Origin of the sequence: Pseudomonas aestiva, assembly GCF_039908605.1 — a bacterium.
Lineage (GTDB): Bacteria > Pseudomonadota > Gammaproteobacteria > Pseudomonadales > Pseudomonadaceae > Chryseomonas > Chryseomonas aestiva.
In genome coordinates this window covers 4,957,017-4,982,159 of sequence record NZ_CP150916.1, presented here as the reverse complement: position 1 = coordinate 4,982,159, position 25,143 = coordinate 4,957,017, and the positions used below count along the sequence as shown (strand labels likewise).

The 25,143-nt window shown below is 64.0% G+C and carries 27 protein-coding genes; 23 read left to right on the top strand and 4 right to left on the bottom strand.

Going from position 1 to position 25,143, the window contains the following annotated elements:
• Positions 1 to 526 precede the first annotated feature (526 nt).
• The 21 genes from rpmH to glmS all read left to right on the top strand — a co-directional run bounded on the left by rpmH (position 527) and on the right by glmS (position 20,626).
• The gene (gene rpmH, locus AABM56_RS23110) at positions 527 to 661 is read left to right on the top strand and encodes a 50S ribosomal protein L34 (RefSeq protein WP_017641476.1); all 135 of its coding nucleotides are present in this window, start codon (positions 527 to 529) and stop codon (positions 659 to 661) included.
• Positions 662 to 673: 12 nt separating this feature from the next.
• On the top strand, positions 674 to 1,075 hold the full coding sequence (gene rnpA, locus AABM56_RS23105; RefSeq protein ID WP_133860591.1) for a ribonuclease P protein component: 402 nt from the start codon (positions 674 to 676) through the stop codon (positions 1,073 to 1,075).
• On the top strand, positions 1,068 to 1,316 hold the full coding sequence (yidD, locus tag AABM56_RS23100) for a membrane protein insertion efficiency factor YidD (RefSeq protein ID WP_133860224.1): 249 nt from the start codon (positions 1,068 to 1,070) through the stop codon (positions 1,314 to 1,316). Before rnpA ends, yidD begins: the two co-directional genes overlap by 8 nt.
• Positions 1,317 to 1,318: 2 nt before the next feature.
• Complete coding sequence (gene yidC, locus AABM56_RS23095) at positions 1,319 to 3,034, top strand: membrane protein insertase YidC (protein ID WP_133860223.1); 1,716 nt, start codon at positions 1,319 to 1,321, stop codon at positions 3,032 to 3,034.
• Positions 3,035 to 3,097: 63 nt separating this feature from the next.
• Positions 3,098 to 4,462, top strand: a complete 1,365-nt coding sequence (mnmE, locus tag AABM56_RS23090) for a tRNA uridine-5-carboxymethylaminomethyl(34) synthesis GTPase MnmE (protein ID WP_133860222.1) — start codon at positions 3,098 to 3,100, stop codon at positions 4,460 to 4,462.
• 444 nt (positions 4,463 to 4,906) lie between these two features.
• A complete protein-coding gene (mnmG, locus tag AABM56_RS23085) occupies positions 4,907 to 6,799 on the top strand; it encodes a tRNA uridine-5-carboxymethylaminomethyl(34) synthesis enzyme MnmG (protein ID WP_133860221.1) in 1,893 nt (630 codons plus the stop codon).
• Entirely contained in the window at positions 6,799 to 7,443 is a 645-nt protein-coding gene (gene rsmG, locus AABM56_RS23080) for a 16S rRNA (guanine(527)-N(7))-methyltransferase RsmG (protein WP_133860220.1), read from the top strand. Before mnmG ends, rsmG begins: the two co-directional genes overlap by 1 nt.
• Positions 7,444 to 7,451: 8 nt before the next feature.
• Positions 7,452 to 8,246: a ParA family protein gene (locus AABM56_RS23075; protein WP_133860219.1), complete on the top strand. Its 795-nt coding sequence runs from the start codon at positions 7,452 to 7,454 to the stop codon at positions 8,244 to 8,246.
• 9 nt (positions 8,247 to 8,255) lie between these two features.
• Positions 8,256 to 9,128, top strand: a complete 873-nt coding sequence (locus AABM56_RS23070; RefSeq protein WP_133860218.1) for a ParB/RepB/Spo0J family partition protein — start codon at positions 8,256 to 8,258, stop codon at positions 9,126 to 9,128.
• 146 nt (positions 9,129 to 9,274) lie between these two features.
• Positions 9,275 to 9,679 (top strand): F0F1 ATP synthase subunit I, encoded by a 405-nt coding sequence (locus AABM56_RS23065; protein ID WP_133860217.1) that lies wholly within the window; start codon positions 9,275 to 9,277, stop codon positions 9,677 to 9,679.
• A 16-nt stretch (positions 9,680 to 9,695) separates the two neighbouring features.
• Positions 9,696 to 10,559: a F0F1 ATP synthase subunit A gene (gene atpB, locus AABM56_RS23060; protein ID WP_133860216.1), complete on the top strand. Its 864-nt coding sequence runs from the start codon at positions 9,696 to 9,698 to the stop codon at positions 10,557 to 10,559.
• Positions 10,560 to 10,698: 139 nt separating this feature from the next.
• Complete coding sequence (gene atpE, locus AABM56_RS23055; protein WP_003097235.1) at positions 10,699 to 10,956, top strand: F0F1 ATP synthase subunit C; 258 nt, start codon at positions 10,699 to 10,701, stop codon at positions 10,954 to 10,956.
• Positions 10,957 to 11,011: 55 nt separating this feature from the next.
• Positions 11,012 to 11,482, top strand: coding sequence for a F0F1 ATP synthase subunit B (locus tag AABM56_RS23050; protein WP_007160122.1), 471 nt, complete (start codon positions 11,012 to 11,014; stop codon positions 11,480 to 11,482).
• Positions 11,483 to 11,494: 12 nt separating this feature from the next.
• On the top strand, positions 11,495 to 12,031 hold the full coding sequence (locus AABM56_RS23045; protein ID WP_007160121.1) for a F0F1 ATP synthase subunit delta: 537 nt from the start codon (positions 11,495 to 11,497) through the stop codon (positions 12,029 to 12,031).
• A gap of 18 nt (positions 12,032 to 12,049) precedes the next feature.
• Positions 12,050 to 13,594, top strand: coding sequence for a F0F1 ATP synthase subunit alpha (gene atpA / locus AABM56_RS23040; RefSeq protein WP_017641467.1), 1,545 nt, complete (start codon positions 12,050 to 12,052; stop codon positions 13,592 to 13,594).
• Positions 13,595 to 13,642: 48 nt separating this feature from the next.
• Positions 13,643 to 14,506 (top strand): F0F1 ATP synthase subunit gamma, encoded by an 864-nt coding sequence (gene atpG, locus AABM56_RS23035; RefSeq protein WP_133860215.1) that lies wholly within the window; start codon positions 13,643 to 13,645, stop codon positions 14,504 to 14,506.
• Between the two features lie 30 nt (positions 14,507 to 14,536).
• Entirely contained in the window at positions 14,537 to 15,913 is a 1,377-nt protein-coding gene (atpD, locus tag AABM56_RS23030; RefSeq protein WP_059228664.1) for a F0F1 ATP synthase subunit beta, read from the top strand.
• A 38-nt stretch (positions 15,914 to 15,951) separates the two neighbouring features.
• On the top strand, positions 15,952 to 16,377 hold the full coding sequence (locus AABM56_RS23025; protein WP_133860214.1) for a F0F1 ATP synthase subunit epsilon: 426 nt from the start codon (positions 15,952 to 15,954) through the stop codon (positions 16,375 to 16,377).
• A 154-nt stretch (positions 16,378 to 16,531) separates the two neighbouring features.
• Positions 16,532 to 17,899: a bifunctional UDP-N-acetylglucosamine diphosphorylase/glucosamine-1-phosphate N-acetyltransferase GlmU gene (gene glmU / locus AABM56_RS23020; protein WP_347883774.1), complete on the top strand. Its 1,368-nt coding sequence runs from the start codon at positions 16,532 to 16,534 to the stop codon at positions 17,897 to 17,899.
• Between the two features lie 54 nt (positions 17,900 to 17,953).
• Positions 17,954 to 18,724, top strand: a complete 771-nt coding sequence (locus AABM56_RS23015; protein ID WP_133860212.1) for a DeoR/GlpR family DNA-binding transcription regulator — start codon at positions 17,954 to 17,956, stop codon at positions 18,722 to 18,724.
• Positions 18,725 to 18,790: 66 nt separating this feature from the next.
• Positions 18,791 to 20,626, top strand: coding sequence for a glutamine--fructose-6-phosphate transaminase (isomerizing) (gene glmS / locus AABM56_RS23010; RefSeq protein WP_133860211.1), 1,836 nt, complete (start codon positions 18,791 to 18,793; stop codon positions 20,624 to 20,626).
• 18 nt (positions 20,627 to 20,644) lie between these two features.
• Here glmS and AABM56_RS23005 read toward each other — a convergent pair whose 3' ends face one another.
• Positions 20,645 to 20,995 carry an NADH:ubiquinone oxidoreductase gene (locus tag AABM56_RS23005; protein WP_133860210.1) on the bottom strand — a complete coding sequence of 117 codons (351 nt, stop codon included), beginning with the start codon at positions 20,993 to 20,995 and terminating at the stop codon, positions 20,645 to 20,647.
• Positions 20,996 to 21,046: 51 nt separating this feature from the next.
• On the opposite strand from AABM56_RS23005, the gene AABM56_RS23000 reads away from it, so the two are divergent.
• Complete coding sequence (locus tag AABM56_RS23000; RefSeq protein ID WP_133860209.1) at positions 21,047 to 22,003, top strand: GTP-binding protein; 957 nt, start codon at positions 21,047 to 21,049, stop codon at positions 22,001 to 22,003.
• A gap of 131 nt (positions 22,004 to 22,134) precedes the next feature.
• A complete protein-coding gene (locus tag AABM56_RS22995; RefSeq protein WP_347883773.1) occupies positions 22,135 to 23,094 on the top strand; it encodes a TonB family protein in 960 nt (319 codons plus the stop codon).
• A 121-nt stretch (positions 23,095 to 23,215) separates the two neighbouring features.
• Here the strand turns inward: AABM56_RS22995 and AABM56_RS22990 are convergent, their stop codons facing one another.
• The 3 genes from AABM56_RS22990 to AABM56_RS22980 all read right to left on the bottom strand — a co-directional run bounded on the left by AABM56_RS22990 (position 23,216) and on the right by AABM56_RS22980 (position 24,986).
• The gene (locus tag AABM56_RS22990; RefSeq protein ID WP_133860207.1) at positions 23,216 to 23,698 is read right to left on the bottom strand and encodes an acyl-CoA thioesterase; all 483 of its coding nucleotides are present in this window, start codon (positions 23,696 to 23,698) and stop codon (positions 23,216 to 23,218) included.
• Between the two features lie 59 nt (positions 23,699 to 23,757).
• Positions 23,758 to 24,516 (bottom strand): SDR family NAD(P)-dependent oxidoreductase, encoded by a 759-nt coding sequence (locus AABM56_RS22985; protein ID WP_027598710.1) that lies wholly within the window; start codon positions 24,514 to 24,516, stop codon positions 23,758 to 23,760.
• 68 nt (positions 24,517 to 24,584) lie between these two features.
• Complete coding sequence (locus AABM56_RS22980) at positions 24,585 to 24,986, bottom strand: SMI1/KNR4 family protein (protein ID WP_133860206.1); 402 nt, start codon at positions 24,984 to 24,986, stop codon at positions 24,585 to 24,587.
• Between the last annotated feature and the right edge of the window lie 157 nt (positions 24,987 to 25,143).

The window sequence follows — 25,143 nt, the reverse complement described above, 5'->3', positions numbered from 1 at the left end:
AGCGTCTCCCAAGAACTGGAGCGGCCCGGACGGGCCATGAGCAAACGCCCATTGTATCCCTCCCCACCTGGGTTATCCACATGACTGCGCAGTTTCCCGGCAGATAGCCGCCTCAACCGTCGCGACCGGGCGTATGACCGTCAGCACTGTGGATAAGGCCGTCTGACCTCTCTGGACATCCCGGGGTTTTTCTCTGTGGATAATCCGGCTGTGCGTAACAGCTCTGCTTATCCACAGCCCCTGGACAGCCTGACCACCTTCGGCACACCTGTTGAAAACAGACTTTCCGCTGCCGCTCCGACCAGGCTAGACAAGGGCTGCCACGTTCTATCCACAGAAAACCTCTGCACCATACATATTCACTTCAACAGTCTTTTAAAACCTTCTGACCTGTTGATTTTATTTAAGCGCTCGTCTGCCAGCCGGTGCTGGTTGGAAATTGACCTATACCGAGGCTTTCTCTAGAATCGCCGGTCTCTTTGCGCGGGGCACTCATGCCTTGCCGCTTTCACCTAGGTAAAAGTCCATGAAACGCACCTTCCAACCCAGCACCCTGAAGCGCGCCCGTGTCCACGGTTTCCGTGCTCGTATGGCAACCAAGAACGGCCGTCAGGTTCTCGCCCGTCGCCGTGCCAAAGGCCGCAAGCGTCTGGCGATCTGATTGCCCGGTCAGGTGGTGAGTCAGGGTTTCGGTCGGGACAGGCGCTTACTGAGCTCCCAACAGTTCCAGGCGGTCTTTGACTCTCCCACCCACAAGGCATCCGGCAAGCACCTGCTGCTGCTCGCCCATGCCAATGGGCTCGACCATTCCCGCCTGGGGCTGGTCATCGGCAAGAAAAGCGTCAAGCTTTCTGTCGAGCGCAATCGCATCAAGCGGGTCATCCGGGATTCCTTCCGGCTGAATCAGGACCGCCTCGGCAGCTTCGATCTGGTCTTCGTCGCCCGCAAGGGACTCGGCGAGGTCGACAATCCCGAATTGCACGATCAGCTGCTGCAACTGTGGAAACGTCTCAATCGCCAGGCGAGCAAGACGATTGCCCACCCCATTGACAGTCCCGACGGTGCTCATGCGTAAACCGGCCCTGCTGCTGATTCGCTTCTACCGTTATGCCATCAGCCCCTTGATGGCCAGTCACTGTCGTTTCTATCCGACCTGTTCCGGTTACGCCCTCGAAGCCATCGAGTGCCACGGGCTGCTGCGTGGTGGCTGGCTGACCACACGGCGACTGTGCCGGTGCCATCCCTGGCACTCAGGCGGATACGATCCCGTTCCTCCCGCAAAGAACCCAGCCCCGACCTCTTCGATGGCCGAGTAAACATGGATATCAAGCGCCCGCTACTCATTGCCGCCTTGGCGATCGTGTCCTACACCCTGGTTTTCCAGTGGAACAAGGATTACGGCCAAGGCGATCTGCCAACGGCCAAGACGCAGACCAGCGTCCTGCCGGGCGATACCCCCAACGTGCCCACCGACGTCCCGGCCGATGCCAAGGCAGCTGCCCCGGTGGACAACGCGGCTGCCCAACCGAGCACCGCGCTCATCAAGGTGCGTACCGACGTCCTGGATCTGGCCATCGACCCCCGCGGCGGCGACATCGTCCAGCTCGGCCTGGTGCAGTACCCGAGCCGCCAGGACCATCCCAACGATCCCTTCATGCTGTTCGACAACGGCGCCCAGCGTCTCTACCTGGCGCAGAGCGGCCTGACCGGTGCCAACGGTCCCGATGCCAATAGCGCCGGTCGTCCGCTGTACACCTCGGCGCAGTCCAGCTACGTGCTCGCCGATGGCCAGCAGCAGCTGGTGGTGGATCTCAAGTACCAGGCCAATGGCGTCGACTACATCAAGAGATTCACCTTCCACCGGGGCCTGAAGGTCGACTGCTCGGACGCCGAGAAGGCGCAGAAGAAGATCGCCTGCATCAACCCGGACGCCTACCAGATCCAGGTCAGCTACCTGATCGACAACCAGAGCGCCAGCGCCTGGAACGGCGTGCTCTATGCCCAGCTCAAGCGTGACAAGAGCGGCGATCCCTCGGCCACCACCGCCACCGGCGTGTCCACCTACCTGGGCGCCGCGGTCGGTACCCCGGCCGAGCCCTACCGCAAGGTGTCCATGAGCGACATGGACAAGAATCGCCTGCAGGAAGCGGTGCAGGGCGGCTGGGTCGGTTGGCTGCAGCACTACTTCGTCACCGCCTGGGTGCCGAACAAGGACGAGCAGCACCAGATCACCACCCGCAAGGATGCCCAGGGCAACTACATCGTCGGCTTCACCGGTCCGCAGTTCAGCGTGCCGGCGGGTGGCAAGGGCGAGACCTCGCTGACCCTCTATGCCGGTCCGAAGATCCAGGAGCACCTCAAGACCCTGTCCCACGGTCTGGAACTGACCGTCGACTACGGCTTCCTGTGGTTCATCGCCCAGCCGATCTTCTGGCTGCTGCAGCATATCCACAGCATCCTGGGTAACTGGGGCTGGTCGATCATCGTCCTGACCATCATCATCAAGATGCTGTTCTTCCCGCTGTCCGCCGCCAGCTACCGCTCCATGGCCCGCATGCGTGCCGTCGGCCCGCGACTGCAGGCGCTGAAGGAACAGCATGGCGACGATCGCCAGAAGATGTCCCAGGCGATGATGGAGCTGTACCGCAAGGAGAAGATCAATCCCCTGGGTGGCTGTCTGCCCATCGTGGTGCAGATGCCGGTGTTCCTGGCGCTGTACTGGGTGCTGCTGGAAAGCGTCGAGATGCGCCAGTCGCCCTGGATGTTCTGGATCACCGACCTGTCGGCCAAGGATCCGTTCTTCATCCTGCCGATCATCATGGGCGGCACCATGCTGGTGCAGCAGATGCTCAACCCGGCACCGCCGGATCCCATGCAGGCCAAGGTCATGAAGATGATGCCGATCATCTTCACCTTCTTCTTCCTGTGGTTCCCGGCCGGTCTGGTGCTGTACTGGATCGTCAACAACTGCCTGTCGATCCTGCAGCAGTGGTACATTACCCGGAAGATCGAGGCGGCCAGCAAGAAGGCCTGACCCCGCTCACCCTGTCCACACGACGCCCCTTGATTGGGGCGTCGTGCTTTCTGGAGGATTGTCATGTCCCTGCCTTCCGACAGCATCGCCGCCATCGCCACCGCTACCGGACGCGGCGGAGTCGGTATCGTCCGCGTCTCCGGGCCCCTCGCCGCCCCCCTGGCGCGGGCGATCTGCGGCCGTGAGCTGCCCCCGCGGCATGCCCACTATGGCAACTTCCTCGCCGCCGACGGCAGCGTGCTGGACGCCGGCATCGCGCTGTTCTTTCCCGGTCCCAACTCCTTTACCGGCGAAGATGTGCTGGAACTCCAGGGCCATGGCGGCCCGGTGATCCTCGACCTGCTCCTGCGCCGTACCTTGGAAGAGGGCGCGCGCCTGGCCCGCCCGGGCGAGTTCAGCGAACGCGCCTTTCTCAACGACAAGCTCGACCTGGCCCAGGCCGAGGCCATCGCCGACCTCATCGAGGCCAGCACCGAACAGGCGGCGCGCAATGCCCTGCGCTCGCTGCAGGGCGAATTCTCCCGTCGCGTGGAAAGCCTGGTCGAGCAACTCATCCAGCTGCGTATCTACGTCGAGGCCGCCATCGACTTTCCCGAGGAAGAGATCGACTTCCTCGCCGACGGTCGGGTCCAAGGCCTGCTGGAGGGGGTCCAGGCCGAATTGCAGGAGGTCCGTCGCGAAGCCAATCGCGGTGCCCTGCTGCGTGACGGCATGACCGTGGTGATCGCCGGCCGCCCCAATGCCGGCAAGTCCAGCCTGCTCAATGCCCTGGCCGGCCGCGAAGCCGCCATCGTCACCGACATCGCCGGCACCACCCGCGATGTCCTGCGTGAACATATCCATCTGGATGGCATGCCGCTGCACGTGGTCGATACGGCCGGTCTGCGCGATACCGATGACCGGGTGGAACAGATCGGCGTCCAGCGGGCCCTGGACGCTATCGCCGGAGCCGATCGAGTGCTGCTGGTTGTGGACGCCAGCGCACCGGAAGCCTGCGATCCCCAGGCGCTCTGGCCGGAACTGCTAAGCGCCAGACCGCCGCTGGACAAGCTGACGGTGATCCGCAACAAGGCCGACCTCACCGGTGAGCCCACCGGGTTGCTGGCGTCGACCGCCCCGGTGGAGATCGCCCTCAGCGCCACCGATGGCGGCGGGGTCGAGGCCTTGCGCGAGCATCTCAAGGCCTGCATGGGCTTCGAGCAGACCACCGAGGGCGGCTTCAGCGCCCGCCGCCGTCATCTGGATGCCCTGCAGCGGGCGGCCAGCGCCCTGGACCACGGCTATCGTCAGCTCACCCTGGCTGGTTCCGGCGAGCTCTTGGCCGAGGATCTGCGCCAGGCTCAGCAGGTACTCGGCGAGATCACCGGTGCCTTCAGCTCCGACGATCTGCTCGGCCGCATCTTCTCCAGCTTCTGCATCGGCAAGTAACTCCCGCTCCGCTGTAGCAGGCCTGTGCAATGCAGGCCTTGTCTGTCCTCACTTCCCCCTTCCAGAGCCCTGTTGATAACCCTGCCTGAGGTCTGCCCATAAATCGGTGCACGTCCTGTCCATGATTGTCACTGTGGATAAGCGGGCAAAGGGTCCACAGGATGCTGATAGCTTGTGTTCATCCACAGCACAAGACGTACACCGGGTTCATTTTTTCCCCAGCCCAGACCTGCCAAGGGCTGGATAAGCTTATCCACAGCGAAGGGCCTGCATATACATAAGCTCTATATCAGTCCTTTTAAAATTTTCTTCTCTATTGTTTATATTGAGCGTCTACCACGGCGCCTGGTCATTTTTTGGCCAGGGCCCCTTCTGCAAGACTGGCCTAGGCCTTATACTTGCCGGCTTTCCTTCGAATTCCTGCCAACAGGCACGAGGTGCGTGGTGGACTTTCCTTCCCGTTTCGACGTCATCGTGATCGGTGGCGGCCATGCCGGTACCGAAGCGGCCCTGGCGGCCGCTCGCATGGGTGTGCGCACCCTGCTGCTCACGCATAATGTGGAAACTCTCGGCCAGATGAGCTGCAATCCCGCCATTGGCGGCATCGGCAAGAGCCATCTGGTCAAGGAGATCGATGCCCTGGGCGGCGCCATGGCCGCGGCGACGGATCTCGCCGGCATCCAGTTCCGCATTCTCAACAGCCGCAAGGGACCTGCCGTCCGCGCTACTCGCGCCCAGGCCGATCGCGTGCTGTACAAGGCGGCTATCCGCTACACCCTGGAAAACCAGCCTAACCTGTGGATATTCCAGCAGGCCTGTGACGACCTCATCGTCGAAGGCGATCGGGTCGCTGGGGTGATCACCCAGATGGGCCTGAAATTCCATGCCGACAACGTGGTGCTGACCGCTGGAACCTTCCTCGGCGGTCTTATCCACATCGGCATGCAGAATCACAGCGGTGGACGAGCGGGAGATCCGCCCGCCATCGCCCTGGCCCAGCGCCTGCGGGAACTGCCGCTGCGGGTCTCCCGCTTGAAGACCGGCACGCCGCCACGTATCGACGGCCGCTCGGTGGACTTCTCGGTGATGACCGAACAGCCAGGGGATACCCCGCTGCCGGTGATGTCCTTTCTCGGCAATCGCGAGCAGCATCCGGCGCAGGTCAGCTGCTGGATCACCCACACCAACGCCCGCACCCACGACATCATCCGCGCCAACCTGGATCGTTCGCCGATGTACTCGGGCGTGATCGAAGGGGTAGGGCCGCGCTACTGTCCGTCCATCGAAGACAAGATCCATCGCTTCGCTGACAAGGACAGCCATCAGGTCTTTCTCGAACCCGAGGGTCTGACCACCCACGAGCTCTATCCCAACGGCATCTCCACCTCGCTGCCTTTCGATGTGCAGCTCGAGGTGGTGCGCTCCATGCGCGGCCTGGAGAACGCCCACATCCTGCGACCCGGCTACGCCATCGAATACGATTTCTTCGATCCGCGGGATCTCAAGTACAGCCTGGAAACCAAGGTCATCGCCGGCCTGTTCTTTGCCGGCCAGATCAATGGCACCACCGGTTACGAAGAGGCCGGCGCCCAGGGTCTGCTCGCCGGTGCCAACGCCGCGCTGCGTGCCCAGGGCCGTGAAGCCTGGTGTCCGCGCCGCGACGAGGCCTACCTCGGCGTGCTGGTCGACGATCTCATCACCCTGGGCACCCAGGAGCCCTACCGGATGTTCACCTCCCGCGCCGAGTACCGGCTGATCCTGCGCGAAGACAACGCCGACCTGCGCCTGACCGAAAAGGGTCGCGAGCTGGGTCTGGTGGACGACCAGCGCTGGGCGCTGTTCGAAGCCAAGCGCGAGGGCATCGCCCTGGAAGAGCAGCGTCTCAAAGCGATCTGGATTCGCCCGGGCACGCCCGAGGGCACGGCGGTGGCCGAGCGCTTCGGCACGCCGCTCAATCACGAATACAACCTGCAGAACCTGCTGGCTCGTCCGGAGATCGACTATGCCGGTCTGCTGGCCGCGGTAGGCCAGACACCGGCCGAGACCCAGGTCGCCGAGCAGATCGAGATCAAGACCAAGTACGCCGGCTACATCGATCGCCAGCAGGACGAGATCCAGCGCCTGCGCGCCAGCGACGCCGTGGCGCTGCCGGCGGAGCTCGACTACGCCACCATCTCCGGACTGTCCAAGGAGATCCAGCACAAGCTGGCCCAGGCCCGCCCCGAGACCCTGGGGCAGGCCTCGCGCATTCCGGGCGTCACGCCAGCGGCGGTCTCGCTGCTGCTGATCCACCTCAAGAAGCGCAGCGCCGGTCGCAGCCTGGAGCACAGCGCCTGATGGCCAGCGCGATCCAAGCCAACGAACTGCGCCAGGGCGCCGAGACCCTGGGCGTGGCTCTGAGCGCCGCCGTGGAAGAGCGGTTGCTGGGCTACCTGGACCTGCTGGTCAAGTGGAACAAGGCCTACAACCTCACCGCGGTGCGCGATCCCAACGAGATGGTCTCGCGGCACCTGCTGGACAGCCTCAGCATCGTCCCCTACGTGGGCGCGGGGCAGTGGCTGGACGTGGGCAGCGGCGGCGGCATGCCGGGCATTCCCCTGGCGATCCTCTTTCCCGAGTCGCGCTTCACCCTGCTCGACAGCAACGGCAAGAAGACCCGCTTCCTGACCCAGGCCAAGATCGAGCTGGGCCTGGCCAATCTCGAGGTGGTCCACGCCCGCGTCGAGGCCTTCCAGCCTGCCGCGCCCTTCACCGGCATCGTCTCGCGGGCGTTCAGCGCCATCGACGACTTCGCCACCTGGACGCGCCACCTGGGCGACAACCAAACACAGTGGCTGGCGATGAAGGGACTGCACCCCGACGACGAGCTGGCCAAGCTACCAGCGGATTTCCGGGTTGCGGCGGCGCACGTCCTCACGGTTCCCGGTTGCCAAGGCCAGCGGCACTTGCTGATACTGCGCCGCACGAACGGAGAGGGGTAAGGCGGTACATGGCCAAGGTTTACGCGATAGCCAACCAGAAGGGCGGGGTGGGCAAGACCACGACGTGCATCAATCTCGCCGCTTCTCTGGCCGCCACCAACCGGCGCAAGGTGCTGCTGATCGATCTCGATCCCCAGGGTAACGCCACCATGGGCAGCGGGGTGGACAAGCACGCCCTCGAGCATTCGGTGCTGGACGTCCTCACCGGGGCCTGCGGCCTGCTCGACGCCATGCACTTCTCCGAGCACGGCGGCTACCAGCTGCTGCCCTCGAACCGCGACGTCACCGCCGCGGAAGTCGAGCTGCTGGAGATGACCGGGCGCGAGAGCCGGCTACGCGATGCCCTCGCCCCCGTGCGGGACAACTACGACTACGTCCTCATCGACTGCCCGCCGTCGCTGTCCATGCTGACCATCAACGGCCTGGTGGCCGCCGATGGCGTGATCATTCCCATGCAGTGCGAGTACTTTGCCCTGGAAGGCCTGACCGATCTGGTCGGCAGCATCCAGCACATCGCCCAGCGGCTGAATCCGCAGCTGAAGATCGAGGGCCTGCTGCGCACCATGTTCGATCCGCGCATCGGCCTGGCCAACGACGTCGCCGCCCAGCTCAAGCAGCACTTCGGCGACGAGCTCTACGAAACCATCATTCCGCGCAACGTCCGCCTGGCCGAAGCGCCCAGCTACGGCATGCCCGCCCTGGTCTACGACAAGAGTTCCAAGGGGGCCGCGGCCTACCTGGAACTGGCCAGCGAGCTGGTCAAACGTCAGCGCAAGGCGGCTCGCGTCGCCAAGACTGCCTAAGGAATCCTCATGGCTGTGAAGAAACGAGGTCTGGGCCGCGGTCTCGACGCCCTGCTCGGCGGTGCCAGCGTCAAGGTCCTGCAGGAGCAGGCTGCCGCCACCCCGGTCAGCGAACTGCAATCGCTGCCGCTGGACATCATCCAGCGCGGCAAGTACCAGCCGCGCCGGCACATGGATCCGACCGCTCTGGAAGAGCTGGCCAACTCCATCCGCGTCCAGGGGCTGATGCAGCCCATCGTGGTGCGTGCCATCGGTGAAGGTCGTTACGAGATCATCGCCGGCGAACGCCGCTGGCGGGCCAGCCAGCAGGCCGGTCTGGAGCGGATCCCGGCGCTGGTGCGCGACGTGCCCGATCAGGTGGCCATCGCCCTGGCGCTGATCGAGAACATCCAGCGGCAGAATCTCAATCCGCTGGAAGAGGCCATGGCCCTGCAGCGGCTGCAGGACGAATTCGAGCTGACCCAGGCCCAGGTGGCCGAAGCCGTCGGCAAGTCGCGCTCGGGCGTGACCAACCTGCTGCGCCTGCTGGCGCTGGCCGAAGACGCCAAGGAAATGCTGGCCAAGGGCGAGCTGGAGATGGGCCATGCCCGGGCACTGCTCGGTCTGCCCAAGGCGCGCCAGGCCGAAGGGGCGCGGCACGTTGTCGCACGGGGCCTCACCGTCCGCCAGACCGAAGCCCTGGTGCGCCAGTGGCTCAGCGGCGCGGAGCCGGAGGAGAAGGCCGCGGTGGTCGATCCCGACATCAGTCGGCTGGAGCAGCGTCTGGCCGAACGTTTGGGCGCCAACGTGCAGATCCGCCATGGCGAGAAAGGCAAGGGTCAACTGGTGATCCGTTACACCTCTTTGGACGAACTTCAAGGCGTACTGGCGCACATTCGCTGACACAAATGCCTGCGAGCCTGGACGGCAATCTGTCCGGGGTGGCTTGAACCACTCCGGACGCGCCCCTATACTTTGCCCGCTTTTTGTCGGCACAAAGCATGCCAGTGAAAACAACTATTAAGCCGACACCAGAGGACTTCGAGCCGATGGACCGCCGCACGCCCAAACGCCTGCCTTTCCATCACCAGCCTGCCTTTCGCCTGCTGCTCGTCCAACTGGCTGTCGCGTCGTGTGCCGCCGTTGTCTTGTATTGCTTCGTCGGTAAGGTCGCCGGTTATTCCGGATTGTTGGGCGGGCTGATTGCCTGGCTGCCCAATCTGTATTTTTCGTTCAAGGCGTTCCGCTATCGTGGCGCCCATGCCGCCCAAGACATCGTCCGTTCTTTCTACTCGGGCGAGGCGGGCAAACTGATTCTCACGGCAGTGCTCTTTGCACTGACGTTTGCTGGGGTAAAACCGCTTTCGGCTCCTGCACTGTTCGGCGTCTACCTGTTGACGCTGATGGTCAATGCCGGCGCGCCCCTGCTACTGAAAAAACCGACTAGACCTTAAGGCATTCGAGGCACACATGGCAGCAGACTCCGCTTCGGGCTACATCCAGCACCACCTGCAGAACCTGACCTATGGTATGCACCCGGTGAACGGCTGGAGCTTCGCCCACACCCCCGCTGAAGCTAAGGAAATGGGCTTCTGGGCCTTCCACGTGGACACCCTCGGCTGGTCGGTCGCCCTCGGCCTGATCTTCCTGGTGCTGTTCCGCAGCGTCGCCAAGAAGGCCACCAGCGGTCAGCCCGGCGGCCTGCAGAACTTCGTCGAGGTGCTGGTCGAATTCGTCGACGGCAGCGTCCGCGACACCTTCCATGGCAAGAATCCGCTGATCGCGCCCCTGGCCCTGACCATCTTCGTCTGGATCTTCCTGATGAACCTGATGGACCTGGTGCCGGTGGACTGGCTGCCGTCCGTGGCCGGCATGCTGTTCGGCGAGCACACCTACTTCCGCGTGGTGCCCACCACCGACCCGAACGCCACCCTGGGCATGGCCCTGTCGGTGTTCGCCCTGCTGATCTTCTACAGCATCAAGATGAAGGGCCTGGGCGGCTTCTTCGGCGAGCTGACCCTGCATCCCTTCAGCAGCAAGAACATGCTGCTGCAGATCATCCTGGTCCCGATCAACTTCCTGCTCGAATTCGTCACCCTGATCGCCAAGCCGATCTCGCTGGCACTGCGACTGTTCGGCAACATGTATGCTGGCGAGCTGATCTTCATCCTCATCGCCATCATGTTCGCCAACGGTCTGGCGCTGGGTGGCCTGGGTATCGTGCTGCAGTGGGCGTGGGCGGTGTTCCACATCCTCATCATCACCCTGCAGGCCTTCATCTTCATGATGCTGACCATCGTCTACCTGTCGATGGCGCACGAAGAAAGTCACTAAGGAATGGCCCTCGGACGCTGCTGACGGCGTCCGGAGGCGGTTCTGCCGTGAGTCCCGGAGGACGTTGTCCGCCGGGTAACTTGGGAAAACTTTTTCGCTTCAACCTTAACCAAGACGACTAAAAAAGTCGGGAGGAAAGATGGAAACTGTAGTTGGTTTGACCGCGATCGCCGTTGCTCTGCTGATTGGCCTGGGCGCTCTGGGTACCGCCATTGGCTTCGGTCTGCTGGGTGGCAAGTTCCTCGAAGGCGCCGCTCGTCAGCCGGAAATGGTTCCGATGCTGCAAGTCAAGATGTTCATCGTCGCCGGTCTGCTCGACGCCGTGACCATGATCGGTGTTGGTATCGCCCTGTTCTTCACCTTCGCTAACCCCTTCGTTGGTCAGATCGCCGGCTGATCACCCTCACGGGTGTAGGCAGGACTGATGGACAACGAACGAGCGAGGTGTTGGCGTGAACATTAATGCAACCCTGATAGGCCAGTCCGTTGCCTTCTTCATCTTCGTGCTCTTCTGCATGAAGTACGTGTGGCCGCCGATCATCTCGGCGCTGCGTGAGCGTGAGAAGAAGATTGCCGATGGCCTTGACGCTGCCAACCGCGCGGCTCGTGATCTGGAAGTGGCACAGCAGCAAGCCAACCAGAAAGTGAACGAAGCCAAGGGTCAGGCAGCCGAGATCATCGAGCAAGCCAACAAGCGTGCCGCTCAGATCGTCGAGGACGCACAGGCCAAGGCCCGTGCCGAAGGCGACCGGATCAAGGCGCAGGCTCAGGCGGAAATCGAGCAGGAAATCAACACCGCGAAGGACGCTCTGCGTGCTCGCGTCGGCGTGCTGGCCGTGGCCGGCGCCGAGAAGATCCTCGGATCGACCGTTGATGCCAATGCTCATGCCCAGTTGGTCGACCGACTGGCAGCGGAAATCTAAGCGAGGCCACCAATGGCAGAACTGAACACGCTGGCCCGGCCCTATGCCAAGGCGGCTTTCGAGTTCGCACAGTCCCAGCAGCAGCTGACCCAGTGGTCGGCCGCGCTAGGGCTGCTCGCCGCGGTATCCCAAGATGGGACCGTGCGCCAGCTGCTTCAGCAGCCGCAGTTGACTGCGGACGCCAAGGCCGGATTGCTCATCGATGTATGTGGCGATCAGCTGGATGCACAGTCCCAGAACTTCGTTCGGACCGTGGCAGAAAACAACCGGATCGACCTGTTCCCGGCCATCGCCGAGATCTACGAGGCGTACAAGGCCGAGCAGGAAAAATCCATCGAGGCGGAAGTCACCAGTGCTTTCGCCCTGAGCGACGAACAGCAAGACAAACTCGCCAAGGCTCTCAGCGCAAGGCTAGGTCGACAAGTGCGACTAAATGCATCCGAGGATGCGAGCCTGATCGGTGGTGTGGTTATCCGCGCCGGCGACTTGGTAATCGATGGCTCCGTTCGCGGCAAGCTCGCGCAACTGGCCGAAGCGTTGAAACCTTGAGTTTGAAGGGGCAGTAGCATGCAGCAACTCAATCCTTCCGAAATTAGTGAAATCATCAAGGGTCGCATCGACAAGCTCGACGTGACCTCGCAAGCCCGCAACGAAGGCACCATCGTCAGCGTGTCTGACGGTATCGTGCGGATCTTCGGTCTGGCCGACGTCATGTACGGCGAAATGATCGAATTCCCCGGCGGCATCTACGGCATGGCGCTGAACCTGGAGCAGGACTCCGTCGGCGCCGTGGTCCTGGGTAGCTACCTGGGTCTGGCCGAAGGCATGAGCGCCAAGTGCACCGGCCGCATCCTGGAAGTCCCGGTTGGTCCGGAACTGCTGGGCCGCGTCGTCGACGCCCTGGGCAACCCCATCGATGGCAAGGGTCCGCTGAACGCCAGCGCCACCGACGCCGTCGAGAAGGTCGCACCGGGCGTGATCTGGCGTCAGTCGGTCGACCAGCCGGTGCAGACCGGCTACAAGGCCGTCGATGCCATGATCCCGGTAGGCCGCGGTCAGCGTGAGCTGATCATCGGTGACCGTCAGATCGGCAAGACCGCCATGGCGATCGATGCCATCATCAACCAGAAGAACAGCGGCATCCGCTGCGTCTACGTCGCCATTGGTCAGAAGCAGTCGACCATCGCCAACGTGGTGCGCAAGCTGGAAGAGAACGGCGCTCTGCACAACACCATCGTGGTGGCGGCCAGTGCGTCCGAATCGGCGGCCCTGCAGTTCCTCGCGCCCTACTCGGGTTGCACCATGGGCGAATACTTCCGCGACCGCGGTGAAGACGCCCTGATCGTCTATGACGATCTGTCCAAGCAGGCCGTGGCCTATCGCCAGATCTCCCTGCTGCTGCGTCGTCCGCCGGGCCGTGAAGCCTATCCCGGCGACGTGTTCTATCTCCACAGCCGTCTGCTCGAGCGCGCTTCCCGCGTCTCCGCCGACTACGTCGAGAAGTTCACCAACGGTGCCGTGACCGGCAAGACCGGCTCGCTGACCGCGCTGCCGATCATCGAGACCCAGGCCGGCGACGTGTCCGCCTTCGTTCCGACCAACGTGATCTCCATCACCGACGGCCAGATCTTCCTGGAAGCCGGCCTGTTCAACTCGGGCATCCGCCCGGCGGTCAACGCCGGTGTCTCGGTATCCCGTGTGGGTGGTGCGGCCCAGACCAAGATCATCAAGAAGCTGTCCGGCGGTATCCGTACCGCGCTGGCCCAGTACCGTGAACTGGCGGCCTTCGCCCAGTTCGCCTCGGACCTGGACGAAGCCACCCGCAAGCAGCTCGAGCATGGTCAGCGCGTCACCGAGCTGATGAAGCAGAAGCAGTACGCGCCCATGTCCATCGCCGAGATGTCCCTGAGCCTGTACGCCGCCGAGCGTGGTTTCCTGAGCGATGTGTCCCTGGACAAGATCGGTAGCTTCGAGCAGGCCCTGATCGCCTACTTCAACCGTGATCACGCCGACCTGATGGCCAAGATCAACGTGAAGGGCGACTTCAACGACGAGATCGACGCCGGCATCAAGGCGGGAATCGAGAAGTTCAAGGCCACGCAAACCTGGTAAGCCGCGACGGGGGCGCCAGCCCCCGTTTGCCAACCCGATAGGTGTCACATGGCAGGCGCAAAAGAGATTCGCGGCAAGATCGCGAGCATCAAAAGCACACAGAAGATCACCAGCGCCATGGAAAAGGTTGCGGTCAGCAAGATGCGTAAGGCTCAGGCCCGCATGGCTGCCAGCAAGCCTTATGCCGAGCGCATCCGCGCTGTGATCGGCCACCTGGCCAACGCCAACCCCGAGTACCGCCATGCCTTCATGGTGGAACGCGAGGTCAAGCGCGTCGGCTACATCGTGGTCAGCTCCGATCGGGGTCTGGCCGGTGGTCTGAACACCAACCTGTTCAAGGCTCTGGTTCGCGACATGAGCGACCAGCGCGGCAAGGGTGTGGAAATCGATCTGGCGGTGATCGGGGCCAAGGGTGCCTCCTTCTTCCGTAGCTTCGGCGGCAACGTGGTCGCGGCCATCAGCCACCTCGGCGAAGCCCCGGCGATCGGCGATCTGATCGGCAGCATCAAGGTGATGCTGGATGCCTACCTGAACGGCCGTATCGACCGTCTGTACGTGGTGTCCAACGTCTTCGTCAACACCATGACCCAGAAGCCGACCATCCAGCAGTTGGTGCCCCTGGTGCCGGGCGAGGGCGGTGAGCTGCAGGGCAAGCACTGGGACTACCTCTACGAGCCCGACGCCAAGACCTTGCTCGACGGTCTGCTGGTGCGCTACGTGGAATCCCAGGTGTACCAGGCCGTGGTCGAGAACGCTGCCAGTGAACAGGCCGCGCGGATGATCGCGATGAAGAACGCCACCGACAACGCCGGCGATCTCATCAAGGACCTGCAGCTGGTCTACAACAAGGCTCGCCAGGCTGCGATCACCCAAGAAATTTCGGAAATCGTCGGCGGCGCCGCCGCGGTCTGACGGACAGCTTAAACATTCGAGGAACGCGAAATGAGTAGCGGACGTATCGTACAAATCATCGGCGCCGTGATCGACGTGGAATTCCCGCGCGACGCGGTACCGCGCGTCTATGACGCCCTCAAGGTGCAGGGTGCCGAAACCACCCTGGAAGTCCAGCAGCAGCTGGGCGACGGCGTGGTCCGGACCATCGCCATGGGTAGCACCGAAGGCCTCAAGCGCGGCCTGAACGTGGGCAACACCGGCGAGGCCATCAAGGTCCCGGTCGGCGTCAAGACCCTCGGCCGCATCATGGACGTGCTGGGCAACCCCATCGACGAAGCCGGCCCCATCGGCGAGGAAGAGCGCTGGGAAATCCACCGCAAGGCCCCGTCCTACGCGGAGCAGGCCGGTGGTAACGATCTGCTGGAAACCGGCATCAAGGTCATCGACCTGGTCTGCCCCTTCGCCAAGGGCGGCAAGGTCGGCCTGTTCGGCGGCGCCGGCGTGGGCAAGACCGTCAACATGATGGAACTCATCCGTAACATCGCCATCGAGCACAGCGGTTATTCCGTGTTCGCCGGCGTGGGCGAGCGTACCCGTGAAGGGAACGACTTCTACCACGAGATGAAGGACTCCAACGTTCTGGACAAGGTCGCCCTGGTCTATGGCCAGATGAACGAGCCGCCGGGCAACCGTCTGCGCGTGGCCCTGACCGGTCTGACCATGGCCGAGAAATTCCGTGACGAAGGCCGTGACGTCCTGCTGTTTGTCGACAACATCTACCGCTACACCCTGGCCGGCACCGAAGTGTCCGCGCTGCTGGGTCGTATGCCGTCCGCGGTGGGCTACCAGCCGACCCTGGCCGAGGAGATGGGTGTCCTGCAGGAGCGCATCACCTCCACCAAGCTGGGTTCGATCACCTCCGTCCAGGCCGTTTACGTCCCTGCGGATGACTTGACCGACCCGTCCCCGGCGACCACCTTCGCCCACCTGGACGCCACCGTGGTTCTGTCCCGTGACATCGCCTCCCTGGGTATCTACCCGGCGGTCGATCCCCTGGATTCCACCTCGCGCCAGCTGGACCCGAACGTGATCGGCCAGGAGCACTACGACACCGCTCGCGGCGTCCAGTACGTGCTGCAGCGCTACAAGGAGCTGAAGGACATCATCGCGATCCTGGGCATGGACGAACTGTCCGAGTCCGACAAGCAGCTGGTATCCCGTGCTCGTAAGATCCAGCGCTTCCTGTCCCAGCCGTTCTTCGTGGCCGAGGTCTTCACCGGTTCGCCCGGCAAGTACGTGTCCCTCAAGGACACCATCGCCGGCTTCTCCGGGATCCTGCGTGGCGACTACGATCACCTGCCCGAGCAGGCGTTCTACATGGTCGGCGGCATCGACGAAGCCATCGAGAAAGCCAAGAAACTGTAACTGCCGCGCCCGGCGACGGGCGCTCTTAGAGGCACGCTATGGCCAAGACAGTCCAATGCGACATCGTCAGCGCGGAAGGGGAAATCTTCTCCGGCGCGGTGGAGATGATCATCGCCCACGGCCACCTGGGTGATCTGGGTATCGCCCCGGGCCATGCGCCGCTGCTCACCGATCTGAAACCGGGCCCCATCCGCCTGGTCAAGGCGGGGGGCGTCGAGGAGGTGTTCTACATCTCCGGTGGTTTCCTGGAAGTGCAGCCGAATGTCGTCGAAGTGCTGGCCGATACCGCCAGCCGCGCCGGTGACATCGATGAAGCTGCCGCTCTGGAAGCCAAGCAGCGCGCCGAGGCAGCCCTGAGCGACAAGGGCACGGAGTTCGACTACACCGCTGCCGCCACTCAGCTCGCCGAAGCCGCTGCCCAGCTGCGCACCATTCAGCAGCTCAAGCGGCAGGCCAAGCGCTAAGCGCAAGGTCAGGCTGTAACGACAAGGGTAGCTTCGGCTACCCTTTTCTTTTGTCGCCCGAAAAGTGGGCGAGAAATTTCGCGTGGTCGGACTCGAAACGCGCCTTTCGCCTTCGGTCGCCGGCTCCACTCTTCTTCCTGTCTCCGAGGTTCCGATGTCCCTGGAAATCGTCATCCTGGCTGCTGGCCAGGGCACCCGCATGAGATCCGCTCTACCCAAGGTGCTGCATCCCGTGGCCGGTCGCAGCATGCTGGGGCATGTCCTCGACCGCGCCCGTGAATTGCAGCCAGCCGGCATTCACGTCGTCATCGGGCATGGCGCCGACCAGGTCCGCAGCCAGCTGGCCGCCGACGACGTGAGCTTCGTGGTCCAGGCCGAGCAGCTCGGCACCGGGCATGCCGTGGCCCAGGCGGCGCCGGCGCTGACGGCGGAGCGGGTGCTGATCCTCTATGGCGATGTCCCCCTGATCCAGACCGAGACCCTGCAACGCCTGCTGCAGCAGGGGGATGACGGTCACCTGGCGCTGCTGACCGTGGAGCTGGACGATCCCACCGGCTATGGTCGCATCCTGCGCGATGAGCAGGGGCGGGTCACCACCATCGTCGAGCACAAGGACGCCAGCGACGTCCAGCGCGCCATTCGCGAAGGCAATACCGGCATCCTCGCGGTACCTGGTCGGCGACTGGCGGATTGGCTGGGCCGCCTGTCCAACAGCAATGCCCAGGGCGAGTATTACCTGACCGACGTCATTGCCCTGGCGGTGGCGGACGGCCTGACCATCGCCACCAGCCAGCCGGCGGATGCCATGGAAGTCCAGGGCGCCAACGATCGCCGGCAACTGGCCCAGCTGGAGCGGCACTTCCAGCAACGCGCCGCCGAGCGCCTGATGCTGCAGGGCGTGACCCTGCTGGACCCCCTGCGCTTCGATCAGCGCGGGCAGGTAGAGGCCGGCCGCGACGTCTCCATCGACGTCAACGTCATCCTCGAAGGTCGGGTAGTGCTGGAAGATGGCGTGAGCATCGGCCCGAATTGCGTGATCAAGGACAGCGTGCTCAAGCGCGGCGCCATCATCAAGGCCAACAGTCATCTGGATGGTGCCGTGGTAGGGGAGGGTGCCGACGTCGGTCCCTTCGCTCGCCTGCGACCCGGCAGCGAACTGGGCAGCAAGGCCCATGTGGGTAACTTCGTCGAGCTGAAGAACGCTCATCTGCAGGATGGCGCCAAGGCCGGTCACCTCACCTACCTGGGTGATGCCAGCATCGGTCCAGGCAGTAACATAGGCGCGGGTACCATTACCTGCAACTATGACGGGGCCAACAAGTTTCGAACCGAAATCGGCGCGGACGTCTTCGTGGGGTCCAACAGTTCGCTGGTGGCGCCTGTTGCCCTGGGTGCGAGGGCGACTACCGCTGCAGGTTCGGTCATCACTGCGGATGTACCAGAGGATACCTTGGCACTGGGCCGTGCACGCCAGGTCAACAAGACCGGCTGGCAGCGACCGAAGAAGACCCCCAAGACTTGACGGCCGCCTGCTATTAGGTTTTGATTCGATCCATTATCTTTCGAATCGAAATTTATGACTCGTCGCAATACCGCGCAGCGCCGTCATGCAATCCTCGCCCAGCTCCAGGAGCAGGGCGAGGTCAGCGTGGACGGGCTGGCCCGTCAGCTGGAGACCTCCGAGGTCACCATCCGCAAAGACCTGGCCGCCCTCGAGCGCAATGGCCTGCTCCTGCGTCGCTACGGCGGCGCGGTGGCCATGCCCCAGGAACTGCTGGCCGAGGCACCGCCTCAGGCGTCGCCCTTCAAGCAGGCCATCGCCCGAGCCGCGGCCCAGCGCCTGCGCGAACATGCACGGATCATCATCGACTGCGGCAGCACCACGGCGGCGCTGATTCCCCAGCTCGATCGCCGCCCCGGGCTGGTGGTCATGACCAATTCCCTGCAGGTGGCCATGGCACTGCGCGAGCTGGAGCAGGAACCCATGCTGCTGATGACCGGCGGCACCTGGGATCCGCATTCGGAATCCTTCCAGGGCCAGGTCGCCGAGCAGGTTCTCAGATCCTACGACTTCGACCAGCTGTTCATCGGCGCCGACGGCCTCGATCCAGAGCGCGGCACCACCACCTTCAACGAGCATCTGTCGCTGTCACGAGTGATGGCGGAGGTGGCACGCGAGGTGGTGGTCATGGCTGAAGCGAGCAAGCTGGGCAGGCGAATTCCCAATCTGGAACTACCTTGGGAAAGGGTAGACGTGCTCATCACCGATGAGCGCCTGCCCGCCGAGGCAGCCCGGGCGATCGAAACCCGGGGGGTGCAGGTGGTCTGCGCCCCTGTGGAAAACTAGACAATCAGGTCATCCACAGGCGGCCCTGCCGGGTCGCTGTGGATAAGACGGCAACGGGAGGTAAGCATGTGTGGAATCGTCGGCGCCATTGCCGAGCGTAACATCACCGCCATTCTGGTCGAGGGTCTCAAGCGCCTCGAATATCGCGGCTACGACAGTGCCGGCCTGGCGCTGCTGGATGCGCAGGGCGAGCTGCAGCGCCTACGCCGCATTGGCAAGGTCAGCGAGCTAGAAGCGGCGTTGCTGGCCGACCCCCTGGCCGGTCGCCTAGGCATCGCCCACACCCGCTGGGCGACCCATGGTGCACCCACCGAAGCCAATGCCCACCCGCATTTCTCCCAGGGTGAGGTGGCGGTAGTGCACAACGGCATCATCGAGAACCACGAAGCCCTGCGCGCCCAGCTCAAGGCCCAGGGGTATGTCTTCACCTCCCAGACCGATACCGAGGTCATCGTCCACCTGCTGCACCTCAAGTTGCAGGACAGCGGCGACCTGACCTCGGCGCTCAAGGAAGCGGTCAAGGAGCTGCACGGCGCCTACGGCCTGGCGGCGGTCTGGCGCCAGCAGCCGGATCGCCTGGTGGCGACCCGCAGCGGCAGTCCCCTGGTGATCGGCCTCGGCCTCGGCGAGAACTACCTCGCTTCCGACCAGCTGGCGCTGCGTCAGGTGACCGACCGTTTCGTCTACCTGGAAGAGGGCGACGTGGCCGAGATCCGCCTGGATCAGGTCCACCTCTGGGACGTGAACGGCGTGCCGGTCCAGCGCGAGACGGTGCAGTACCACGAAGGCAGCGAGGCGGCCGACAAGGGCGCCTATCGCCACTTCATGCTCAAGGAGATCCACGAGCAGCCCAGCGTGGTCCAGCGCACCCTGGAAGGGCGCCTGGGTGATGGGCAGGTGCTGCCCGAGGCCTTTGGTCCCTCGGCGTCCGCCTTGTTCGCCAAGGTGCGCCAGGTGCAGATCGTCGCCTGCGGCACCAGCTTCCACGCCGGTTCGGTGGCGCGCTACTGGATCGAGGAATACGTAGGGATTCCCTGCCAAGTGGAGGTGGCCAGCGAATTCCGCTATCGCCGCGTCGCCGTCAGCCCGGATACCCTGTTCGTCACCATCTCCCAGTCCGGCGAGACCGCCGATACCCTGGCCGCGCTACGCATGGCCAAGCAATCCGGCTATCTGAGCAGCCTGGCGATCTGCAACGTGGCGACCAGCTCCCTGGTACGCGAATCCCAGCTGAGCTTCCTGACCCAGGCCGGTCCGGAGATCGGCGTGGCCTCGACCAAGGCCTTCACCACCCAACTGGTCTCCCTGCTGTTGCTGACCCTGAGTCTGGGACGCTGCCAGCAACGCCTGGATACCGGTGTCGAAGCCGAGCTGGTGGCCGAGCTGCGCCGGCTGCCGGCACGCCTGGATGAGGCGCTGGCCATGGACAAGACCGTCGAGAAGCTCGCCGAGTCCTTTGCCGAGAAGCACCACACCCTGTTCCTGGGGCGGGGCGAGCAATATCCCGTGGCGATGGAAGGCGCGCTCAAGCTCAAGGAGATCTCCTATATCCACGCCGAGGCCTATCCGGCCGGCGAACTCAAGCACGGCCCGCTGGCGTTGGTGGATGCCGACATGCCGGTGGTGACGGTGGCGCCCAACAACGAGCTGCTGGAAAAGCTCAAGTCCAACCTGCAGGAGGTGCGGGCGCGGGGTGGTCAGCTGATCGTCTTCGCCGACGAGCGCGCCGCTTTCGAGGAAGGCGAGGGCACGCGGATCGTGCCGATGCCGCACATCCACGATGCCCTGTCGCCGATCCTCTACACCATCCCGTTGCAGTTGCTGTCCTATCACGTGGCAGTGTTCAAGGGCACCGACGTGGATCAGCCGCGCAACCTGGCCAAGTCGGTGACCGTGGAGTAAACGGTTCCACGTGGAACCTCAGGGCACGCGCCAGCTGCCCTGATTCTGCTGACTGCAGGCGACGGCCAGGAAGCGGCCGTCGCCGAGCTCGCCGTAATAGTGGATGTCCTGCCGATAGGGCACACCCGGGCTGCGCGCACCCTGGCAGATACCGATCTCGCCCACCGGGCAGCGGTCGACGAAGCGCACCTCGGTCTGCTGACCCTTGAGCTGCGGCTGGCAGAAGCCGTCACGAAACAGCTGGGCGGGGATATCGATGTTGCTCTGGCAGATCTGCACGTCCACACTGCCCTGACGACTGCGGATCACGCAGGCATCGGCGAGTGCCAGTGACGGCAACAGCAGCAGCGGGATCAGCGATCGCCACATTCCAGCTCCTCTCCTCGATCAAATCGCCACTCTAGCATTCGACCTCCCGCCATGCGCTTCGCCGATATCAAGACCCATGTGATTGCCGGTCCTCTGGGGGCTGGCAAGACCACCCTGATCCGCCAGCTGTTCGCCCAGCGTCCCGCCCATGAACGGTGGGCGATCCTGGTCAATGAATTCGGCCAGGTCGGACTCGATGCGGCGCTGATGACCCCGGACGACGAGGGCCTGAGTATCGCCGAGGTCCCGGGTGGTTGCCTGTGCTGCGTCCAGGGCGTACCCCTGCAGGTGGCCCTCACACGGCTGTTGAGACGTGCTCGGCCGCAGCGGCTGTTCATCGAGCCCTCCGGTCTAGGCCATCCCGCCAGCCTCTATCGGCAACTCCAGGCCTCGCCCTGGGCCGGGGTGCTGAGCCTGCAACCCCTGATCTGGGTAGTGGATGCCCGGCAGGTGCTGCAAGGCCAGCCACTGCCGGAGGCCCAGCAACAGGCGCTGGAGCAGGCCGGTCTGGTCGTGCTCAACAAGAGCGCCGGTCTGGACCGGACACTCCTGCCCGCGCAACTCGGCGACACGCCGCTGTACTGGACCGAAGGCGGGCGGATCCCCCTGGCCGAACTGCCCCTGGCAAGTGCCGAGTTATCGGCTGGCAGCGAGCTGCCCGAGCCTGGTGCCACTGCCAGTCCGCAGGCACTGCTACTGCCCGGGCGCCCGCTGCGCTTCAGCCATATCCAGGAGGGACACCAGGCCGTCGGTTGGCGCTGGCATTCCAGTCACCGCTTCGATGGGCCGGCGCTGCTGGCCCTGCTGGGTGGTCTTCCTGGCCTGCTCAGATTGAAGGCGGTCCTGCAACTGGCGGACGGCTGGCAGGCCTACAACGGTCTTGCCGGAGAAGGTCGCTGGGAACCGACGCTATGGCGGCGTGACAACCGGCTGGAGCTGATCCTAGAGGAGAGGCCGGATCTAGAGGCGCTCGAAAAGGCGCTGCGCGGGACCATTCGCGACATTTGAGGTTGCCAAATTTGTTCAGTTAATGATAATGATTATTAAATTTACTTCCTCTGCGTATTGCTCCCATGGCTCCGACGTCGCTTGCCAAGCCTGAACCTCTCGTAATTGCCGCACGTTCCGACGGCGATGAGGTGGAATCCGTCCAGGGATCCGTCAGGGCCGCCCTGACCGGCGACGTGGAGCCGGTGGCCGGGGTCAATGCCGAGCGAAGCGAGCCTTCGGCCACCATCCTTTCGTTCCGCATGCCCGAGCGTAATGAAGAGATCCTGACACCGGTACTGACCCCGGTCGGTGCGGCCGAGCCGGGCGAGCAGCCACCGCGTGGCCGCGGCTGGGGTGCCGCCTCGGCGCTGTCGCTGATCATGCATGCGAGCATGGCAGCGGCGCTGTTCATGGTGGTCCAGGCGCCGCCGGAGTTGAAGATCGCCAAGGGCGATGAGCCCATGCAGGTCAGCTTTATCCAGTTGCCCAAACCGGTTCCCGAGCCGCCGGCGCCGACCCCCGCACCGCCCACGCCGCCGCCACAACCCGAACCGCCGCCCCCGGAGCCTCCCAAGCCCGTGGAACCACCGAAGCCGGTGGAGCCGCCCAAGCCGGTGGTGGAAAAGCCCAAACCCAAGCCGAAGCCCAAGCCGGTCGAACATAGCCAGCAGAAGCCGCTGCCGAAAAAGGTCGAGCCTGCTCCGGAGCCCGTCGCCCAGGCCGCGCCGTCACCGGCACCCGCGCCTGCGGCTACCGCTGCACCCAGTCAGCCGGCGCCGGCCGCGGCGCCGTCCGGCCCGCCAAAGACCGCGGGTCTGCCTACCGGCAGCATCGACGACGCCGATATCCGGCCGGTCAAGATGACACCGCCGGAATACCCGGAAATGCTCCGTCGTCGCGGTGTGGGTGGCGAGGTGCGGGTGATGTTCACCGTGACCGCTGACGGTCGACTGGCCGACATCCAGGTGCTGGAAGCCTCCAACAAGCAACTGGAGCGCGCCGTGCTCGAGGTGCTGGGCGAGTGGCGCTTCGCCCCGCGGGTCTCCGGTGGTCAGATCGTGCCGCGCAAGGCGACCAAGACCTTCAACTTCAAGATCCAGCGCCGCTAGGTCGTCAGGTCGCATAGTCCCTGTTCGCTGGGCCGCTCCAGGTCTGGATAACGGGACGCGCCATGGTCGAGCATTGCCCGAGCCCGATGCCGTCGAACGACGGCGATCTAACTGGTAAAACTCAAAAGGTTTCCTTGAGCGCCTGATAGCGCTCTTGAAGTTCCCGGCGGATCTGCCGGCGCTGCTGGGCCTGCACACAGCGTCGCTTCTCGTCCGTCGTCGCCGGTTCGAGTTGGGGAACCGGGCAGGATTTGCCGTCTTCGTCCACGGCGACCATGGTGAAGAAACAGCTGTTGGTATGGCGTACCGAGCGTTGCTGGATGTTCTCGGTGATGACCTTGATGCCGATCTCCATGGAGGTGGTCCCGGTGTAGTTCACAGAGGCTAGAAAGGTCACCAACTCACCGACGTGGATAGGTTCGCGAAAGATCACCTGGTCCACCGATAGCGTGACCACGTAGCGCCCGGCATAGCGGCTGGCGCAGGCATAGGCCACTTCGTCGAGATACTTGAGAAGCGCGCCCCCGTGGACCTTGCCGGAAAAGTTGGCCAGGTCCGGGGTCATCAGGATGGTCATGCTCAACTGGTGGTTGCCGGCTTCCATGGGCGAATCCTCGAGGGGAAATCCTGTAGACGGCGCAGCGGCGCCGTCTGTCACAGCCATCAACGGCCGGCGGAGAGACCGAAGTCGATGGGCAGGTCGGCGCCGGAAATGGCTGCCGCCTGGGGCTGACAGAGGAAATAGACGAACTCGGCCACCTCTTCCGGCTGGATGAAACGCGCGGTTTCGCCCTGCGGATAGCGATTGAGCAGGTTGCGACGATAGCCCGCCGGATCGCCGCTGCCGTAGTGGGCAGCCTGGAAGTCCAGCATGGGGGTGTCGATGTCGCCTGGCGAGACGGCGTTGACCCGCACGCCATCGCGCGCCAGCTCCACCGCCAGATTCTGGCTGAAGAAGCGCACCGCCGCCTTGGCGGCACCATAGGCCGCTGCACCGGCGATGGGCTGACGCCCGGCGCCGCTGGCGACATTGATGATGACGCCGCGATTTTCCTTGAGGAAGGGGATGGCCGCCGAGCACATGAAAAAGGTGGCCTTGAGATTGACCGCCATCACCAGGTCGTAGTCGTCCTCGGTAAAGGTCTCCACCTCGCCTTCGCGCCAAATGCCCGCGGCATTGATCAGGGCATCCAGGCGCCCGGTACGGGCCATGACCTTGCTGACCAGGGAGCGGCAGCCCTCGGCGCTGGAGATATCGGCGGTCACGCTGGAATCCAGGCCGACGATGCCGTTCAGCCCATGCAGGCCCTCGGCATCGCGGTCGGCGGCGGCAACGCGCCAGCGACTCTGGGCGAAGCGTTGCGCTAGGGCGCGGCCGAGGCCGCCCGCAGCGCCGGTGATCAGGACGACGGGAGTGCTCATGACGCTTCCTCCGGAGTGATGGCCTTATCCAGACCCGTGTCGGGCGGGGTCGTTCAGTACCGGCCCGGTCAGCCTTCCAGCCAGACGTCGCGGGCCCAGATCCAGACCGAATCCCAGGATTCGTCAGTCAGGTCGCCGTCTTCCCACAACAGTACCTCGCCTTCCTGGCTGACGCAGTAGTAGCCGTCGTCGCTGGCGCAGAGCGGAATGTACTCCCGCGGCAGGCCTTCGTCCCAGGCAGTAGCGGCCACTTCCGGCAGATAGGTGTGGGACTGCGGATCGGTGACGGTCACCGGCTCGATACGGCCATAGACCACGTCGCTAACGGTCAGCAGGAATTCACGGAATTCCGGCGGCAGACTGATGAGCAGTTCTTCCTCGATCTCTACCAGCAGGTCTTCGTCGGGCAGCTCCAGGGGTACGGGAACGGGTTCGTTTTCTTCACGCAGGCGTTCGATGACGTCTTCCATAGCAGGCCTCTCTCGAAATGCGCACCGGATAAGATAAAGGGAAAAGAGGCGCGCAAGGTTAGCAGTTCAGTCCGGGATAACGGCAGCTTCCGTGCGGACTTGATAGCGGTTTCGAGAGATGTTCGGCAGGCGGCGCCCATGAAAAAGCCCGGCGTAG

Bases quoted from the DNA above. Each gene is read 5' to 3' on its own strand.
- rpmH (WP_017641476.1), top strand. From the start codon at position 527: ATGAAACGCACCTTCCAACCCAGCACCCTGAAGCGCGCCCGTGTCCAC.
- yidD (WP_133860224.1), top strand. From the start codon at position 1,068: ATGCGTAAACCGGCCCTGCTGCTGATTCGCTTCTACCGTTATGCCATC.
- yidC (WP_133860223.1), top strand. From the start codon at position 1,319: ATGGATATCAAGCGCCCGCTACTCATTGCCGCCTTGGCGATCGTGTCC.
- mnmE (WP_133860222.1), top strand. From the start codon at position 3,098: ATGTCCCTGCCTTCCGACAGCATCGCCGCCATCGCCACCGCTACCGGA.
- rsmG (WP_133860220.1), top strand. From the start codon at position 6,799: ATGGCCAGCGCGATCCAAGCCAACGAACTGCGCCAGGGCGCCGAGACC.
- AABM56_RS23075 (WP_133860219.1), top strand. From the start codon at position 7,452: ATGGCCAAGGTTTACGCGATAGCCAACCAGAAGGGCGGGGTGGGCAAG.
- AABM56_RS23070 (WP_133860218.1), top strand. From the start codon at position 8,256: ATGGCTGTGAAGAAACGAGGTCTGGGCCGCGGTCTCGACGCCCTGCTC.
- AABM56_RS23065 (WP_133860217.1), top strand. From the start codon at position 9,275: ATGGACCGCCGCACGCCCAAACGCCTGCCTTTCCATCACCAGCCTGCC.
- atpB (WP_133860216.1), top strand. From the start codon at position 9,696: ATGGCAGCAGACTCCGCTTCGGGCTACATCCAGCACCACCTGCAGAAC.
- atpE (WP_003097235.1), top strand. From the start codon at position 10,699: ATGGAAACTGTAGTTGGTTTGACCGCGATCGCCGTTGCTCTGCTGATT.
- AABM56_RS23045 (WP_007160121.1), top strand. From the start codon at position 11,495: ATGGCAGAACTGAACACGCTGGCCCGGCCCTATGCCAAGGCGGCTTTC.
- atpA (WP_017641467.1), top strand. From the start codon at position 12,050: ATGCAGCAACTCAATCCTTCCGAAATTAGTGAAATCATCAAGGGTCGC.
- atpG (WP_133860215.1), top strand. From the start codon at position 13,643: ATGGCAGGCGCAAAAGAGATTCGCGGCAAGATCGCGAGCATCAAAAGC.
- atpD (WP_059228664.1), top strand. From the start codon at position 14,537: ATGAGTAGCGGACGTATCGTACAAATCATCGGCGCCGTGATCGACGTG.
- AABM56_RS23025 (WP_133860214.1), top strand. From the start codon at position 15,952: ATGGCCAAGACAGTCCAATGCGACATCGTCAGCGCGGAAGGGGAAATC.
- glmU (WP_347883774.1), top strand. From the start codon at position 16,532: ATGTCCCTGGAAATCGTCATCCTGGCTGCTGGCCAGGGCACCCGCATG.
- AABM56_RS23015 (WP_133860212.1), top strand. From the start codon at position 17,954: ATGACTCGTCGCAATACCGCGCAGCGCCGTCATGCAATCCTCGCCCAG.
- glmS (WP_133860211.1), top strand. From the start codon at position 18,791: ATGTGTGGAATCGTCGGCGCCATTGCCGAGCGTAACATCACCGCCATT.
- AABM56_RS23005 (WP_133860210.1), bottom strand. From the start codon at position 20,995: ATGTGGCGATCGCTGATCCCGCTGCTGCTGTTGCCGTCACTGGCACTC.
- AABM56_RS23000 (WP_133860209.1), top strand. From the start codon at position 21,047: ATGCGCTTCGCCGATATCAAGACCCATGTGATTGCCGGTCCTCTGGGG.
- AABM56_RS22990 (WP_133860207.1), bottom strand. From the start codon at position 23,698: ATGGAAGCCGGCAACCACCAGTTGAGCATGACCATCCTGATGACCCCG.
- AABM56_RS22985 (WP_027598710.1), bottom strand. From the start codon at position 24,516: ATGAGCACTCCCGTCGTCCTGATCACCGGCGCTGCGGGCGGCCTCGGC.
- AABM56_RS22980 (WP_133860206.1), bottom strand. From the start codon at position 24,986: ATGGAAGACGTCATCGAACGCCTGCGTGAAGAAAACGAACCCGTTCCC.